This is a genomic window from Rhodococcus sp. Eu-32 (assembly GCF_003336925.1).
Taxonomy (GTDB): domain Bacteria; phylum Actinomycetota; class Actinomycetes; order Mycobacteriales; family Mycobacteriaceae; genus Rhodococcoides; species Rhodococcoides kyotonensis_B.
On the sequence record NZ_QGNK01000010.1, the window covers coordinates 146657 to 161887 of the forward strand.

14 protein-coding genes are annotated in these 15231 nt (G+C 65.8%); 10 read left to right on the top strand and 4 right to left on the bottom strand.

Annotated features, from left to right (window positions below):
• The first annotated feature begins 4 nt into the window (after window positions 1-4).
• Window positions 5-2542 (top strand): phosphatidylglycerol lysyltransferase domain-containing protein, encoded by a 2538-nt coding sequence (locus tag DK926_RS14350; RefSeq protein WP_243636815.1) that lies wholly within the window; start codon window positions 5-7, stop codon window positions 2540-2542.
• Here DK926_RS14350 and DK926_RS14355 read toward each other — a convergent pair.
• Genes DK926_RS14355 through DK926_RS14365 form a run of 3 tightly spaced genes read right to left on the bottom strand, consistent with a single transcriptional unit; the run spans window position 2539 to window position 5950 of the window.
• Entirely contained in the window at window positions 2539-3390 is an 852-nt protein-coding gene (locus DK926_RS14355; protein ID WP_068431172.1) for an ABC transporter ATP-binding protein, read from the bottom strand. The two genes, DK926_RS14350 and DK926_RS14355, sit on opposite strands and share 4 nt — an antisense overlap.
• Complete coding sequence (locus tag DK926_RS14360; RefSeq protein ID WP_114330972.1) at window positions 3387-4493, bottom strand: iron chelate uptake ABC transporter family permease subunit; 1107 nt, start codon at window positions 4491-4493, stop codon at window positions 3387-3389. The genes DK926_RS14355 and DK926_RS14360 overlap by 4 nt, the downstream gene beginning before the upstream one ends.
• Window positions 4490-5950: an iron chelate uptake ABC transporter family permease subunit gene (locus tag DK926_RS14365; protein ID WP_243636816.1), complete on the bottom strand. Its 1461-nt coding sequence runs from the start codon at window positions 5948-5950 to the stop codon at window positions 4490-4492. The genes DK926_RS14360 and DK926_RS14365 overlap by 4 nt, the downstream gene beginning before the upstream one ends.
• 260 nt (window positions 5951-6210) lie before the next feature.
• On the opposite strand from DK926_RS14365, the gene DK926_RS14370 reads away from it, so the two are divergent.
• The 9 genes from DK926_RS14370 (at window position 6211) to DK926_RS14410 (ending at window position 13803) form a co-directional block, all read left to right on the top strand.
• The gene (locus tag DK926_RS14370; RefSeq protein WP_243636817.1) at window positions 6211-6933 is read left to right on the top strand and encodes a hypothetical protein; all 723 of its coding nucleotides are present in this window, start codon (window positions 6211-6213) and stop codon (window positions 6931-6933) included.
• A 265-nt stretch (window positions 6934-7198) separates the two neighbouring features.
• Window positions 7199-7624: a PaaI family thioesterase gene (locus tag DK926_RS14375; protein WP_114330975.1), complete on the top strand. Its 426-nt coding sequence runs from the start codon at window positions 7199-7201 to the stop codon at window positions 7622-7624.
• A gap of 5 nt (window positions 7625-7629) precedes the next feature.
• Window positions 7630-8913, top strand: coding sequence for an aldolase/citrate lyase family protein (locus tag DK926_RS14380; RefSeq protein WP_114330976.1), 1284 nt, complete (start codon window positions 7630-7632; stop codon window positions 8911-8913).
• 118 nt (window positions 8914-9031) lie between these two features.
• The gene (locus DK926_RS14385; protein ID WP_114330977.1) at window positions 9032-9664 is read left to right on the top strand and encodes an urease subunit gamma; all 633 of its coding nucleotides are present in this window, start codon (window positions 9032-9034) and stop codon (window positions 9662-9664) included.
• Window positions 9664-11385 carry an urease subunit alpha gene (locus DK926_RS14390; RefSeq protein ID WP_114330978.1) on the top strand — a complete coding sequence of 574 codons (1722 nt, stop codon included), beginning with the start codon at window positions 9664-9666 and terminating at the stop codon, window positions 11383-11385. Before DK926_RS14385 ends, DK926_RS14390 begins: the two co-directional genes overlap by 1 nt.
• Window positions 11382-12038 (top strand): urease accessory UreF family protein, encoded by a 657-nt coding sequence (locus DK926_RS14395; protein ID WP_114330979.1) that lies wholly within the window; start codon window positions 11382-11384, stop codon window positions 12036-12038. Before DK926_RS14390 ends, DK926_RS14395 begins: the two co-directional genes overlap by 4 nt.
• 34 nt (window positions 12039-12072) lie before the next feature.
• Complete coding sequence (gene ureG / locus DK926_RS14400) at window positions 12073-12765, top strand: urease accessory protein UreG (protein ID WP_068431152.1); 693 nt, start codon at window positions 12073-12075, stop codon at window positions 12763-12765.
• On the top strand, window positions 12755-13420 hold the full coding sequence (locus DK926_RS14405; protein ID WP_114330980.1) for an urease accessory protein UreD: 666 nt from the start codon (window positions 12755-12757) through the stop codon (window positions 13418-13420). The genes ureG and DK926_RS14405 overlap by 11 nt, the downstream gene beginning before the upstream one ends.
• On the top strand, window positions 13417-13803 hold the full coding sequence (locus DK926_RS14410) for a metalloregulator ArsR/SmtB family transcription factor (protein WP_068431147.1): 387 nt from the start codon (window positions 13417-13419) through the stop codon (window positions 13801-13803). The genes DK926_RS14405 and DK926_RS14410 overlap by 4 nt, the downstream gene beginning before the upstream one ends.
• A 28-nt stretch (window positions 13804-13831) precedes the next feature.
• On the opposite strand, the gene DK926_RS14415 is transcribed toward DK926_RS14410, so the two are convergent.
• Window positions 13832-15226: an NAD(P)/FAD-dependent oxidoreductase gene (locus DK926_RS14415; RefSeq protein ID WP_114330981.1), complete on the bottom strand. Its 1395-nt coding sequence runs from the start codon at window positions 15224-15226 to the stop codon at window positions 13832-13834.
• Window positions 15227-15231 lie beyond the last annotated feature (5 nt).

Here is a 15231-nt window from a genome sequence, read left to right on the forward strand (position 1 = left end):
TCGTGTGGCCGCCGGTCTGAGAAACACCGGCCGTCAGCTCGTACGGCTGCGCTCGCTGATCGTCTACGGCGCCAAAGGGGCGCCGGTCAGTTTCGGTGCTCTCGCCGTCATCCTCGCGCTCGGCATCGTCGGTGTGGCGGTAGGCGGTAACACTCTGCACCGTGACTTCGCGACCGGCATCATGGCGTTCCAGGACTTCCGCGTGTGGACTGTCCTGACGGCCGGTCTCTTCGCGCCGAACGTTCTCGGCTACATCGTCGTCGTGGTGGCCGTCGTCGTCGCGGCGGCACCGATCGAGCGACGCATGGGGTCGGGCAAGTTCGCGCTCGCGGCCGTCGTGACCCAGGTGCTCGGTGCCTTGTTCGGACTCGGGCTCGCGGCGCTGGCCAAGATGTTCGACGCGGACTGGGGTTTTCGCCTGCACGTAGGAACCGCCATCGGGCCCACCACGTGGATCGTCGGTGTCGTCATGGTGGCGAGCGCCCGCATGGACACGTTGTGGCGCCGACGCATCCGCGTCGGGCTTCTTGCGCTCCTCATCACGTCGGCGCTCTTCAGCGGCCACCTTCAAGACGTCATTCGGCTGGCTGCGGCGATCGTCGGGCTGATACTCGGACCGGCGTTCGTGGGCCGATCCGCACGCGGTCCGCGGCTTGCAGGCACTCAGCGCGAAGGCCGCGTGTTGGTGGCGCTCGTGGTCGCGGCAAGTGCACTCGGCCCTGTGCTCGCGGCACTGAGCCCCGATGCGGTCGGCCCCTTTGCAGTGCTACGAGAGGTCGTACGCGGCGTGCCGTACACCGCCGCCGAGGTGCGCGAGATCTGCGCCGATTCCGCGACCGATCCCGAATGTCGAACGGGTCTCCTCGAATTACGTCTGGGCGGTGTCGGTCCGACGATCCTGTCGTTGATGCCGTCGATCTTCCTGCTGTTCCTTGCCGACGGCCTTCGCCGGGGTCGTCGCTTCGCATGGGGGGCAACGGTCGTCGCTCAGGTCGTGCTCCTCGTGGTGTCGGTAGCCAACTTCGCCATCCGATACCTCGAGTCCGGCGACGACGAGTCCCTGTTCTACGGTCTCGAATCGCCGACGGTGTACCGCACCGTGATTCCGTTCCTCCTTCCACTCGTGGTGCTCACGATCCTGGTGGCAACCCGAAAGTTCTTCGACGTGTCGGCCCTGAAGGGAACCTATCGGCGATGGACCCTGTCGGTGCTCGGCACCGGTGCGGTCCTCGCGGTTCTGTACGTCCTGGGCGGACTCGCGGCGCGAGGTGGATTCGACAACACCCCGACTGCGCTTCGGTTGCTCGCGGACTTCCCCCAGCGACTCATCCCACCCGTGTACCTCCAGTGGCTCGAACCTCGGTTCTTGCCCGAGGACATTCCGACCACGCTGCTGTTCGAATGGACCGGGGTGGTGTTCTGGGTCGCGGTATGCGTCCTGACCTTCGGAACCTTTCTGACGCCCGCCTTCGGAGCCGAGTCCGACGCGGCCGAGCGGGCACGTGAGGTGTTGACGTCGAGCTCCGGCAGCGCGCTCTCGTGGATGACGACGTGGCGAGGAAACACGTACTGGTTCTCGCCGGACGGCAGTGGCTACGTCGCCTACCGGGTCATCTCCGGTGTGGCACTGACGACGGGCGATCCGGTCGGTCCCCGAGATCGGCTGCGCGAGTACGTCGTCGGATTCGCGGAGTATGCGTCGGAGAACGGGTGGATCCCGTGTTTCTACTCGGTGACGCCTGCTGTCCGAGAGATCACCGACGGGCTCGGCTGGGGCGGGATCCAGGTCGGGGAGGAGACCATCCTCGACCTGGAGGAATTGGCGTTCACCGGCAAGCGATTCCAGGATGTGCGGACGGCTCTGAACCGTGCCAAGAAAGCCGGCGTCGATGCGGAATGGATTCGTTTTCCGGATGCTCCCCTCGCGATCACGGATCAGATCGAGGCGATCTCGGAGGAGTGGGTCGCCGACAAGGGGATGCCCGAGATGGGCTTCACTCTCGGTGGCCTCGAAGAGGTGGACGACGCGCAGGTGCGGTGTCTGATCGCGGTCGACGAGCACCGGACCGTGCACGGCGTCACGTCGTGGATGCCGGTGTACGAGAACGGCGAGATAGTCGGGTGGACACTGGATTTCATGCGGAGACGGTCGGAGGGATTCCGGCCGACGATGGAATTCCTGATCGCGTCGGCGGCAATTCTGCTGAAGGAGGAAGGGGTCCGCTTCCTGAGTCTGTCCGGAGCGCCACTGGCCAAGGTCGACGACGAGAGTTCCGAGAACGGCACACCGGAAGAGCTGACGTTCTCGCGTCTGCTCGACCGGTTGCTCGACGTGCTGGGCAGGACGCTCGAACCGGTCTACGGCTTCCGGTCGTTGCTGGCGTTCAAGTCGAAGTTCCAGCCGCGGTACGAATCGATGCACATGACGTACGCCGACCCTGCCGCGCTACCGAGCATCGGCAACGCCGTCGGTCGTGCGTATCTGCCCGAGGTGTCTCTCGGTCAGGGTTATCGACTCGTGCGCACGATGATCGAGCGCTAGGCGTTCCGGCGTGTCACGGTCTTGCGAGGCCCGCCGGTCGCGCCGTACACGTGCCGCGTGCCGATCGGGACGATGAGCGGCCTGTCCGACACGGGATCCTCGATGACCGTCGCCTCGAGACCGAAGACGTCGAGCAGCAATTCTTCGGAGATGACGTCCTGCGGTCGACCGCTCTCGACAATCTTGCCCTTGGACATGACGATCAGCTGATCGCTGTAGCGCACGGCCAGATTGAGGTCGTGCAACACCATCACGACCGTGCGACCCATGTCCTCGTGCATGCGGTCGACGAGGTCGAGGACCTCGACGGAGTGCGCGAGGTCGAGGTACGTCGTCGGCTCGTCGAGGAGCAGGATATCGGTGCCCTGCGCCAGAGCCATCGAAATCCAGGCGCGTTGCCGCTGGCCGCCGGACAGTTCGTCGACCGGTCGGTCGGCGAGGTCGCCGACGCCGGTCAGTTCGAGTGCGTTGGCGACCTCGGATTCGTCGTCGGAACTCCACTGCCTGATCCACGACTGATGCGGGTGGCGGCCGCGCGACACGAGGTCGGCGACGGTGAGTCCCTCGGGAGCCGTCGGCGCCTGGGGGAGCATTCCAAGCACCCGCGCGACGTCCTTGGTGCGCATCGACGAGATCGCCTTGCCGTCGAGGACGACGCGACCGGCCTTCGGCTTGAGCAGGCGGCCGAGGGATCGCAGCAGCGTCGACTTGCCGCACCCGTTCGGCCCGATGACGGTGGTGATGACACCGGTGTGCACTTCGAGGTCGAGATTCTCGACGATGGTTCGGTCGCCGTAGCCGAGGGTGAGGTCTTCCGCGACGAGGCGCAACGGGTCGATGGTTGTCATGCGGAGACCTTTCGATTGCTGCGGACCAGGAGATAGAGCAGGAAGGGGCCACCCAACGCGGACGTCACGATGCCCACGGGAAGTTCGACGGGAAGGATGGTGCGCGCGATGAGATCGCTCCCGACGACGAGCAGACCACCGAGGATGGCCGACGCGATGATCGGCGGCCCCGGAGTCCGCAGCAGCCGGAGTGCTATCTGCGGTGCCGCGAGGGCGACGAACCCGATCGGTCCTGCCGCGGCGGTGGCGACCGCCGCGAGAGCGACCGAAGCGAGCAGGAGCGTCGCCTGACCCGATTGCAAGCGGACACCGAGTGACTTGGCGTTGTCGTCGCCCAGTCGAAGCGCGCCGAGTGTGAACGTCGAGATGATCGTCAGCGTGCCGACGACCAGGACGGCCACGGCCACGGGCCACACCTTGCTCCAGTCCGCGCCGTTGAGCGAACCGTTGAGCCACAGCTGCGCTCGCGAGACGTCGTTGATGTCGGCGCTGATCAGCAACCAGCCGATCGCGGCGACGAGCATCGCGTTGATCGCGATGCCCACGAGAATCAACCGGAAGCCCTCGACGCCGCGCTTCCACGCAAGCGCGTAGATCAACACGGCGGTGACGAGGCCACCCACCAGGGCAGCGAGGGGCAGGCCCAGCGTCGCGAGCACACCGACGAACGACCCGCCGCCGCCGAGCACGATCAATGCGACGGCAGCGGCACTTGCGCCCGACGTGATGCCGAGGATGTCCGGGCTGGCGAGAGCGTTCCGCGAGATCGACTGCGTGACAGCGCCGGACATTCCGAGCGCCATGCCGACGAGAAGGCCGGTGAGAGACCTCGGCAGTCGCAGGTCCATCACGATGAATCGATCGATGCGGGAGCCGCCGCCCAACAGCACGTCGACGACCTGCGCGATCGACAGAGGGAAGTCGCCGCGCCCGATGTTGATGCAGACGACGAAGAACAGCGCAACGACCAACAGCAGGGTCACGACGACCATGAACGTACGACGGACCAGAGACAGAGGCCCGAAGCGGAACGCAGGCCTGGACGGAACCGTGGACGCGGGCGTATCCGACTCGGACAGCGGCGTTTCGAGGTGAGCGGTCACAGGCTTGCCAACTTCCGACGACGGACGAGAGCGATGAAGAACGGCGCGCCGAACAGTGCGAGCACGATGCCGACCTGAAGCTCGCCGGGCCTGACGACGACGCGGCCGATGACGTCGGCGATCATGAGCATCACCCCGCCCATCAATCCCGCGTAGGGCACGAGCCATCGATAGTCGGGACCGGTGACCACACGTGCGACGTGGGGTACGACGAGACCGATGAACGCGATGGGGCCGCACGCGGCTGTGGCGGCACCGGTGAGCAGAGTGATCGCGACGATTCCGACGGTGCGCGTCAAGGCGATGTTCGTGCCGAGCGACCGAGCGACGTCGTCACCGAGGCTCATCACGTTCAGTCCAGGAGTGCTGGCCAACGCGATGAGGACGCCGATGACGAGGAAGGGGAGGACCGTCCAGAAGATGTCGAGCCCGCGGCCTGCAACGGACCCGACGGACCAGAACCGATAGCCGTCGAGACTCGTCTGGTCGAGCAGCACGATGGCGTTCGTCATGGCCGACAGGAAGAACGCAACCCCCGCGCCTGCGAGCGCCAAATTCAACGGGCTCGCTTTTCCGTTTCCTATCGACGACAGCCCGAACACCACGACACTTGCGATGGCGGAGCCCGCGAAGGCGAACCACAGGTATTGACTCGGAGAGTTGAAGCGGAACAGGTAGATCGCGAGGACGACGAGGAACGCGGCTCCGGCGTTCAGTCCGAGAAGTCCCGCGTCCGCCAACGGGTTTCGGGTGTGCCCCTGAATCAAGGCACCTGCGATACCGAGCGCGATTCCCACGACGAGAGCGAGCACCGTACGTGGAACTCGTAGCGTACGAACGATGATGTCGGTGTCCGTGCCGGTGGAATTCAGCAGCGCGTGGCCGATCTCGGCGAATGTGAGTGGCCTTGCCCCGATCGCGATGCTGGCGAGTATGGCGGCGGCCAGCGCCACGACGAGCACGATCAGTCCGAGAATTCGTCGCTTGCGTATTCCCGCCACCGAGTTGTCACGGGGGATGGGCTCGAATTGTTCGTCCAGGGCGGTCTTCTGGCGTACTACCTCGGTGCGTCCCCGGCCGACTCCTGTCGCGCGCAGCAGTGACCGCTTCGGACCGATCGGATCCAGGGTGTCGGCGTCGCGCACGACGAGGTCGGTCCACCGCATTCCTGTGCTCTGGCCTTCGCGACCCTCACGAAACCCCTGATTCCACACCAGAAGTCCGATGGCGACGGCAACCGAAATCGCGCCGAACACGAACCTGTCGGCTTCACCGCCGCCGTTGTCGTCCCGAAGCGAGTCGACGATGGACCACCCGATGCCGAGTGGAAGCAGCACGATCGCGAGATCGACGACGGTCGCAGCGATTCTGGGGCCCCACGGCGCAGGTCCGCGGGGGATGTCCTCGGTGGCGAAGTCGTCGTCGGGCGTCGGGTGAGGTGCTCCCGGACCGAGCAGGGGGGCCGTAGTCACTGTCGTTCCTGATTCCTCACTGTGTTCGAAGGTCCACGCAGTTAGGTTACGGAACCCTCTGCTTCAGCGTGCGTCCAGGTAAGGCTAGCCAACGCATTCCAGTGATGCAGGAGACATGGCCCGATGGACCGCTACCGTGTGGCATTGGTTAGGCTAGCCTATGCACAGCGGCCGTGGGCCGAGGGAACGACAGAGGGAGTGTTTCGGTGTCAGTTGCGACTACGACGTCCGCCGCATGGGCCGAGGTGCATCGATCGATCACCCGCATCGACGACGGTGGTGCGCTGTCGCGCTCGTGTATCGAACTTCGAGCGCTGAACCCCGATTACCCCCGCATGTACGCGATCGCATCCATGGCACAGGAGGCCAAGCGGCGCTGGTGGCAGCTAGGCGTGGGGCTCGAGGACGGCCGAACCGATCAGATGCTCGCGAGGTCGTTGGAAGACCTCCGGCTACCCGAAGCTGCGGCCGCGCAGGTCGCGACCGCGCTCATTCATGCGGTCGTCGGGCGCGTGGCGGCGCTGATCGTGCTCGAGGGTCGTGCCTGGGACCCCGGCATCGACAACCTGTGGATTCACATGGACAGCGACGGCGGAATCGATTGGGCGGGAGTGTCGTCGCCGATGCTCCGCGTCCTGCCCGGAGACCACCTCGAAGGCCAACCGGGTGCGGTGACCCTTCCGTGCGAGGAAGCCCTTCTTGTCTGGACGGCCCACCGATGCATCACCTCGCTGCATGCAGTACTGCGCTCGATCGGAGCACGTGCGCCGTTGGATGCGCGGACATTCTGGAGTCTTGTCGGCGACGCCGTGCTGGGTGCGTCGACCTACGTTCCGGTTCTGGCCGGCGCCCGGGCGTCCGACGGGGCGCGTCGTGGTCAAGCATTGCTCGACGCGTTCGTGGCGGCCGGCGCGCCGGTTCGGTCGCGCCTGTCGACAGCGGCGCGACTGCGATCGCGAGCCTCCTGAAAAGGCGTCGGAAGCTCTTGCCAATCAGGTAAGGCTTGCCTATTCTGGATCCCAGACGAACGGACCGCGCCGGAGTCCTGAGGGCTGCAGTGACTCCCGGTCCTTGCCACGGCGGGCCTCACATCTCTCGATGTGAGGCCCGCCGATCCATGTGCAGATGTCCTCGTGTAGTTCTGGATTCGTCGGTGTTCCAACCGTCGTGACACCAGGACCAGCTTGAGGAGATTCGATGAGCGAGCCAGGACCCACCGTCGACGCGGCCGTGATGGCGAGCGGCGATGTAGCTGCGATCACCGAAGTGAGTTCGCGTGGCTTCGACGGTGCGATCGGGTTGGAGTACACCGAGGTCACCGCCGACCGCGTGCGTGCGCGCTGGGACGTCACGCCGAGCCTGCATCAGCCCGCAGGAATCATGCACGGTGGAGTTCTCTGTTCCGTGGTCGAGTCGCTGGCCAGCATCGGCGCGAGCGTATGGCTGGGGGATCGTGGCCACGTCGTCGGCGTGAACAACAACACCGACTTCCTGCGTGCGTCACGTTCGGGCACGCTGTCCGCCGAGGCAGTACCGGTGCATCGCGGTCGTACCCAACAACTGTGGCGGGTCGACATCGTCGACGAGGCAGGAAAGGCCGTCGCGCAGGGGAAGGTCCGCCTCGCGAACATCGTGGACACGGCAGTTCTGGGACACTAGGGCGCGTGACGAGAGACGCCGAATACTTCGACACCAGGTTGGACGGTGCAGCCCTCGGCCGCATCGAGTCGATTCTCCGCCCCGTCGACGAGCAACTCGCCCGTGACTATCCCGGTGACCGTATCGGCGGTCAGCCGATACACACCGTGTACGTACCCGCGTCGATCGCCGACGTCGGCATCCCGCAGCAGTGGGGTAGTCAGGCAGCCCGTCTCGTCGACGCGCACGCCGACGTCGTCGAATCCCTCGACGCCGCAGGGGTTCTGACGACGGTCCGCGATGTCCTGCACACGTCGCCGATCCAGGATCTTCGGCTCGATTTCGAGGACGGTTACGGCTGGCGTTCGGACGAGGACGAGGACCGCGACGCACGTCACGCAGGGCAGGTTCTTTCCGCGCTGGCGGCGGATCCGACGGGTCCTTCGTGGGTGGGCATCCGGCCCAAAGGACTTGCCGCCCACGAACGGCGACGTGCCGTTCGCACACTCGAACTGGTTCTCGATGCTGCGGGCGGTGTCCCGAACGGCTTCGTCTTCACGGTTCCGAAACTGCGTGTGGCCGAACAGGTCACCGCGGTGGTCGCACTGTGCGAAGAGCTCGAACGTGCGCACGGGCTGATGGATCACGCGCTGCGCTTCGAGTTGCAGATCGAGAGTCCCCAGGCCGTCGTGGGTCCCGACGGTACGGCGACCGTCGCGCGGGCACTGCGTCTGGCAGACGGCAGGTGCACGTCTCTGCACTACGGAACCTACGACTACAGCGCCGCGTGCGGAATCACGTCCGCTCAGCAGTCGCTGGCGCATCCGGTGGCCGATCACGCCAAGAACGTGATGCTCGCGGCGGCGGCGCAGACCGGCGTCTGGGTGTGCGACGGATCCACTCAGGTGGTCCCGACCGGCTCGCAGGCCGACATCGAGGCGGCGTTGCGCAGGCACTTCGGTCTGGTCACTCGTTCGCTCGAGCGTGGGTTCTACCAGGGGTGGGACATGCACCCGGGGCACCTCGTGACGCGGTGGGCGGCGACGCTCGGATTCTTCCGTGACGCGATGCCGACCGCTGCGTCACGGGTGGCGGCCTATCTGAGTCGACAGGACAGCGGCATCATGGACGAGCCCGCGACCGCACAGGCACTCGCGGGAGTGCTCGTTCGCGGCCTCGATTCCGGGGCGGTGACCGAACGGGAGTTGTCGGACGTGTCGTCGTCGATCACGAGGGCGTCGCTCCGCAGCCTTCTCGATCGGTCCGACGGTACCGCCGGCGCTCCGGCCGGTCCTGTTTCGAGCGTGTAAAACCTGGGTTTCCACCGCGAAACACCCTGGCGTTCAGCATCGCCCGCGCACCGAGTGGGTCTGCGTCGGTACTAGCGTGGACGCCCGACGGTGTTCGCGTGAGAGGGATGGAGATTCGATGCGGCTGACTCCGCACGAGCAGGATCGCCTACTGCTCAGCTATGCAGCCGAGCTGGCTCGGAAACGCCAGGCTCGCGGGCGCAAGCTCAACCATCCCGAGGCGATCGCTCTGATCACCGATCATCTGCTCGAGGGGGCGCGTGACGGTCGCTCGGTGGCCGAATTGATGGTGTCGGGTCGTGAGGTTCTCACGGCAGACGACGTCATCGGCGGTGTACCGGAGCTGCTTCCGGAAGTGCAGGTGGAAGCGACGTTCCCGGACGGAACGAAGCTCATCACCGTGCACGAGCCGATCTCGCCGAAGCGTGGTGACGGCCATGTCGTCCCGGGCGAGATCATCACCGAGGACGGAACGATCGAGATCAACGAAGGCGCCGACGTGGTGACGATCGACGTCGTCAACACCGGGGACAGGCCCGTCCAGGTCGGAAGCCACGTGCACTTCCCGCAATCGAACGAGGCACTGGACTACGACCGCGCCGCCGCGTACGGGCGGCGACTCGACATTCCCGCAGGCACGGCAGTGCGTTTCGAACCCGGCATCGCCATGACGGTGCAGTTGGTCCCTCTCGCCGGCGGACGAGAAGTGCATGGGCTGAGCATGAACCCTCCCGGAAAGTTGGATGCCTGATGGCGCACCTGAGTCGAGCGCGCTATGCGCAACTGTTCGGACCGACGACGGGTGACCGAATCCGGTTGGCGGACACGGATCTTCTGATCGAGATCACCGAGGACCGTAGTGGTGGACCTGGTCTGGCCGGAGAAGAGGCCGTGTTCGGTGGCGGCAAGGTCATTCGCGAATCGATGGGACAGTCCCGCGCGTCGCGTGCCGACGGCGCACCCGACACCGTCATCACCGGAGTGGTCGTCGTCGACCATTGGGGCATCGTCAAGGCCGATGTCGGAATTCGCGACGGCCGAATCGTGGCGCTCGGCAAGGCGGGTAACCCGGACACGATGTCCGGGGTGCATCCCGATCTCGTGATCGGGCCGTCGACGGAGATCATCGCGGGCAACGGCAAGATTCTCACCGCAGGCGGAATCGACTGCCATGTCCACTTCATCTGCCCGCAGATCATGGACGAGGCACTCGCAGGCGGCATAACCACGGTCATCGGTGGTGGCACGGGGCCTGCGGAGGGCAGCAAGGCGACGACCGTGACGCCGGGCGCGTGGCACCTGTCGCGCATGCTCGAGTCGCTCGACGACTGGCCGATGAACATCGTGTTGCTCGGCAAGGGCAACACGGTCAGCCGCGATGCGATGTGGGAGCAACTGCGCGCGGGCGCTTCGGGTTTCAAACTGCACGAGGACTGGGGATCGACGCCCGCGGCGATCGATGCGTGCCTGGCGGTGTGCGAGGAGGCAGGGGTTCAGGCAGCGCTGCACTCGGACACGCTGAACGAAGCAGGGTTCGTCGAGACGACCCTCGCTGCGATCAAGGGTCGCGGCATCCACGCGTATCACACCGAGGGCGCAGGCGGAGGACACGCGCCGGACATCATCACCGTCGCGTCCGAGGGGTACGTGCTGCCCAGTTCCACGAATCCGACGCGGCCGCACACCGTCAACACCCTCGACGAGCATCTCGACATGCTGATGGTGTGCCATCACCTCAGCCCGTCCATTCCGGAGGATCTTGCGTTCGCCGAGAGCCGGATTCGGCCGTCGACGATTGCTGCCGAGGATCTGTTGCACGACATGGGCGCCATCTCGATGATCGGCAGCGACGCGCAGGCGATGGGTCGTATCGGTGAGGTCGTACTGCGGACGTGGCAGACGGCGCACGTCATGAAGAAGCGTCGCGGCTACCTGTCGGGCGATGTCCGCGCCGACAACACCCGCGTCATGCGCTACATCGCGAAGTACACCATCTGTCCTGCAGTGGCCCATGGGCTGGATCACGAGGTCGGCTCGGTCGAACCGGGCAAGCTGGCCGACCTCGTGTTGTGGGATCCGGCGTTCTTCGGTGTCCGGCCCCACCTGGTGATCAAGGGCGGCATGATCGCGTGGGCCCAGATGGGTGACGCCAACGCATCCATCCCGACCCCTCAGCCCGAACTGCCGCGTCCGATGTTCGGTGCCTCCGCGAAGGCAGCGGCCGCGACGTCGGTGCACTTCGTCGCCCCGCAGGCCATCGAGGACGGTTTGGCGGACCGGTTGAACTGCGACCGCAGGCTCGTCCCGGTCGGTAACGTGCGCGCTGTCGGAAAGGCCGACATGCCGCACAACGACGCGCAACCGCGGATCGAGGTCGATCCCGACACGTTCACCGTGCGTATCGACGGTGAGGTCTGGACCGAGCAGCCGGCCACCGAGTTGCCCATGGCGCAAAGGTATTTCCTGTTTTGAGTGCAGTGACAGCTCAGGTTTCGACGCTTCTCACCCTGGCCGATTCGCGCCTGCCCACCGGGGGCCACGTGCACTCCGGCGGCGTCGAGGAAGCCGTCGAACAGGGTGTGGTCCGCGACCTGCCGACGGTCGAGGCATTCCTGAACCGTCGTCTCCGTACAAGCGGTGCCGTGGGTGCGTCGATCGCCGCTTCGGTCTGCGCCGGGCTGCTCGACCCGACGACCGCGGACGCCGAGACGGACGCGCGCATTCCGTCGCCCGCAGCGCGTGGTGCGTCACGGGCGCAGGGGAGAGGTCTGCTCAGGCTCGCGAAAACGACGTGGCCCGAACATGATTGGAACAGCGTGGCCCGCCGACCGCACCTACCGGTCGTGGCCGGACTCGTCGGCCGAGTCGCCGGCCTGTCGTATCGCGACATCGCGGCGGTTCAGATCTACACGACGATGACCGGGTCGGCGATTGCGGCACAGCGGCTGCTCGCCCTCGATCCATCGGACGTGGCCGCCTGCACGCTGCGACTGGCACGCACGTGTGACGAGGTCACCGATGTCGTCGTGTCGACGCATCCTGAGTTGGTCGACCTGTCCGATCCACTGCTCGACGTCCTGTCCGAGTCCCATGCCCTTCGCGAACGACCTCTGTTCGTGTCCTGACCGATCGGCACACCACAAGAAAGGCGGAAAACCCATGCCTCCGCATCTGATCGACGGCGAACCGCACGACCACAGCCACGACCGACCGCGCCGGACCCGCGTTCCCGGGGAGGCGCTGCGCGTCGGAATCGGCGGACCCGTCGGATCCGGCAAGACCGCTCTGGTGGCGGCGCTGTGCCGGGAACTACGTGACGAGCTGTCGCTCGCGGTGTTGACCAATGACATCTACACGACGGAAGACGCCGACTTCCTGCGGCGTCATGCCGTGCTGCCCGACGAGCGCATCACGGCCGTGCAGACCGGTGGGTGCCCCCACACCGCGATCCGCGACGACATCACCGCCAACCTCGATGCCATCGACGACTTGGTGGAGGGCAACCCGCCGCTGGACCTGATCCTGGTCGAGTCGGGTGGAGACAATCTGACCGCCACGTTCTCCTCGGGACTGATCGACGTGCAGATTTTCGTCGTCGACGTCGCCGGCGGCGACAAAGTTCCGCGCAAGGGCGGACCTGGTGTCACCTACTCGGATCTGTTGGTGATCAACAAGACCGACTTGGCCCCGTTCGTCGGCGCCGACCTGACCGTGATGGAGAACGACGCCGTCCGCGTTCGGGAAGGCCGCCCTACCGCTCTCGTCTCGCTGACCGAGGATCCGTCGGCGTCACTGGTGCTCGAATGGATCAGAACGCAGCTGCGGGAGTCGGCCGCGGCCGATGCGCACTGAGCTCACCATCGTCGCGTCCGCCGATCGAAGTCCGAGGATCGACGCAGTCGGTGGGTTGGCCGCGCGTCTGACGGGTCCGGACACCGTCCACATGATCGGTACTGCCGCAACGCCTCTCGGCGGCGACACTCTGTGCATCAGGATCGTCGTCGGGGCCGGTGCCACGCTGTCGCTGCACAGCGTGGCCGCGTCGGTCGCGCTTCCCGGCCGGTCGGTCGTCGAGTCGAATGCGGAATGGCTCGTGAGCGTGGACGAGGGAGGCGTCCTCGTCTTCGATCCCGAGCCGATGGTCGTCGCGGGCAACGCGATACATCACACTCGCACGCGGATCGAGTTCGCTGCGTCGTCGCGAATCGAATATCGCGAGCGCGTCCAGATCGGGCGTGTCGGCGAGAACCTCGGTCGGTGGATCGGAACGATGCACACCGATGTCGACGGACACGCTCATCTCCGTCACCGCGTCGAATTGGGCTTCGGCACGGTCGGACACGACGTGTTGTCCGCGCCGCGGTCGTTGTCCAGCACACTCGTGTATCCGGACGATCGACCGGCCGGGGCCGTCGGCAGTTCCGCCGTCCGTATGCCGTTGGCCGCGGGAGGGAGTTTGACGACGAGCACCGGTCCCGCGCTCGACGCACTACCGTTGGTGCCATGACCGACCCGTCCACTGCCGATCCGGCATCGACCGACTCGACCGAAGCCTTCGATCCGGAACACGTAGCCCAGGCCAGAGCCGCACTCGATGCCGTCGACGACATCGGAGACTGGGTTCAGCGTTTCGACCTTCTGGGCGACCTGACGAGGCTGCGCATTCTGCTGTGCATGCACCGCGCGCCGGGGATCTGCGTGTCGGATCTGTCTGCCGCGCTCGGCATGTCGGCGACGTCGGTATCCCACGCACTCCGGCTTCTTCGAAACGAGGGGTGGGTGGCGGTTCAGCGCGACGGGAAGAAGATGTCGTACCGCCTCGACGACGACATCGTGCACTCCATGTTGCACGAACTCGGCGCCACCCATGCCCATCACGGGCACGAGTGACGCCGAGTTCGGTGCAGCGTCGGGCGGGCTAGCCGGCCGCTTTCTCCTCACGACGGTTGCCGTCACCGTCGACCGCCGGAGGTGACGGCTCCAGCGAGTTGAGTTGCTCGATGGCAAGTCGCGCGAACACCTGCTGCTCGGTCGACGCCATCTGCGCGCGACCGCGGCCGAGGAACGTCACGAACCACGAGATGACGGTCGTGATGCGGCTGCGGTATCCCACCAGGTAGTACAGGTGCAGAGCCAACCACATCAGCCAGGCGATGAAGCCGCCGAATTCGAGCTTGCCGACCTTGGCGACCGCGTTAAAGCGCGAGACCGTGGCCATGGAACCCTTGTCGAAGTACTTGAACGGCTCGCGCTGCGTCGCGTCGGCGCCCTTCAACGATGCCTTGATCTGCTTGGCTGCATACGTCGCACCCTGGATGGCGCCCTGAGCCATACCGGGAACGCCGGGAACCGACATGAGGTCGCCGACGACGAAGACGTTCGGGTGACCCTTGACCGTCAGGTCGGGCTCGACGATGACACGACCGGCTCGGTCCGTCTCCGATTCGGACTGATCTGCGAGCTGCCTGCCGAGCGGGCTGCCCTGAACTCCCGCGGACCACACCTTGCACTGCGCCTCGATGCGACGCGTCGTGCCGTCTTTTTCCTTGACGGTCAGACCGTCGTTGTCGACGTCGGTGACCATCGCGTTCAGCTGGATCTCGACGCCGAGCTTCTCGAGCTTGTCCGCTGCCTTCTTGCCCAGCTTCTCGCCCATCGGGGGCAGCACGGCAGGAGCGGCATCGAGGAGGATGACGCGTGCGTCGCGCGGATCGATGTTGCGGAAGGCACCGTCGAGGGTGCGGTCTGCGAGCTCGGCGATCTGACCTGCCAGCTCGACGCCGGTGGGGCCCGCGCCGACGACCACGAAGGTCATCAGTCGGTCGCGCTCTTCCTGGTCGTTCGACAGCTCGGCCTGTTCGAACGCGCCGAGGATCCGTCCGCGTAGCTCGAGCGCGTCGTCGATGGTCTTCATGCCGGGTGCGAACTCGGCGAAGTGGTCGTTTCCGAAGTAGGACTGCTGGGCGCCCGCCGCGACGATGAGGCTGTCGAAGTGCGTCACCGTCTCACGCTCGAGCAGCTTCGACGTGACCGTCTTCGCCGTGAGGTCGATGTCGAGAACTCCACCCATCAGAACTTCGGCGTTCTTCTGGTTACGCAGAATCACTCGGGTGGTCGGCGCGATCTCGCCGACGGAGAGGATGCCCGTCGCCACCTGGTAGAGAAGCGGCTGGAACAGGTGGTGGGTGGTCTTGGCGACCAGCGTGATGTCGACGTCGGCCTTCTTCAGTGCCTTGACGCCGAATAGTCCTCCGAATCCGGAACCGATGACGACGACATGATGACGCTTCGATTCGACCGGTTGGATGCTCATTACCT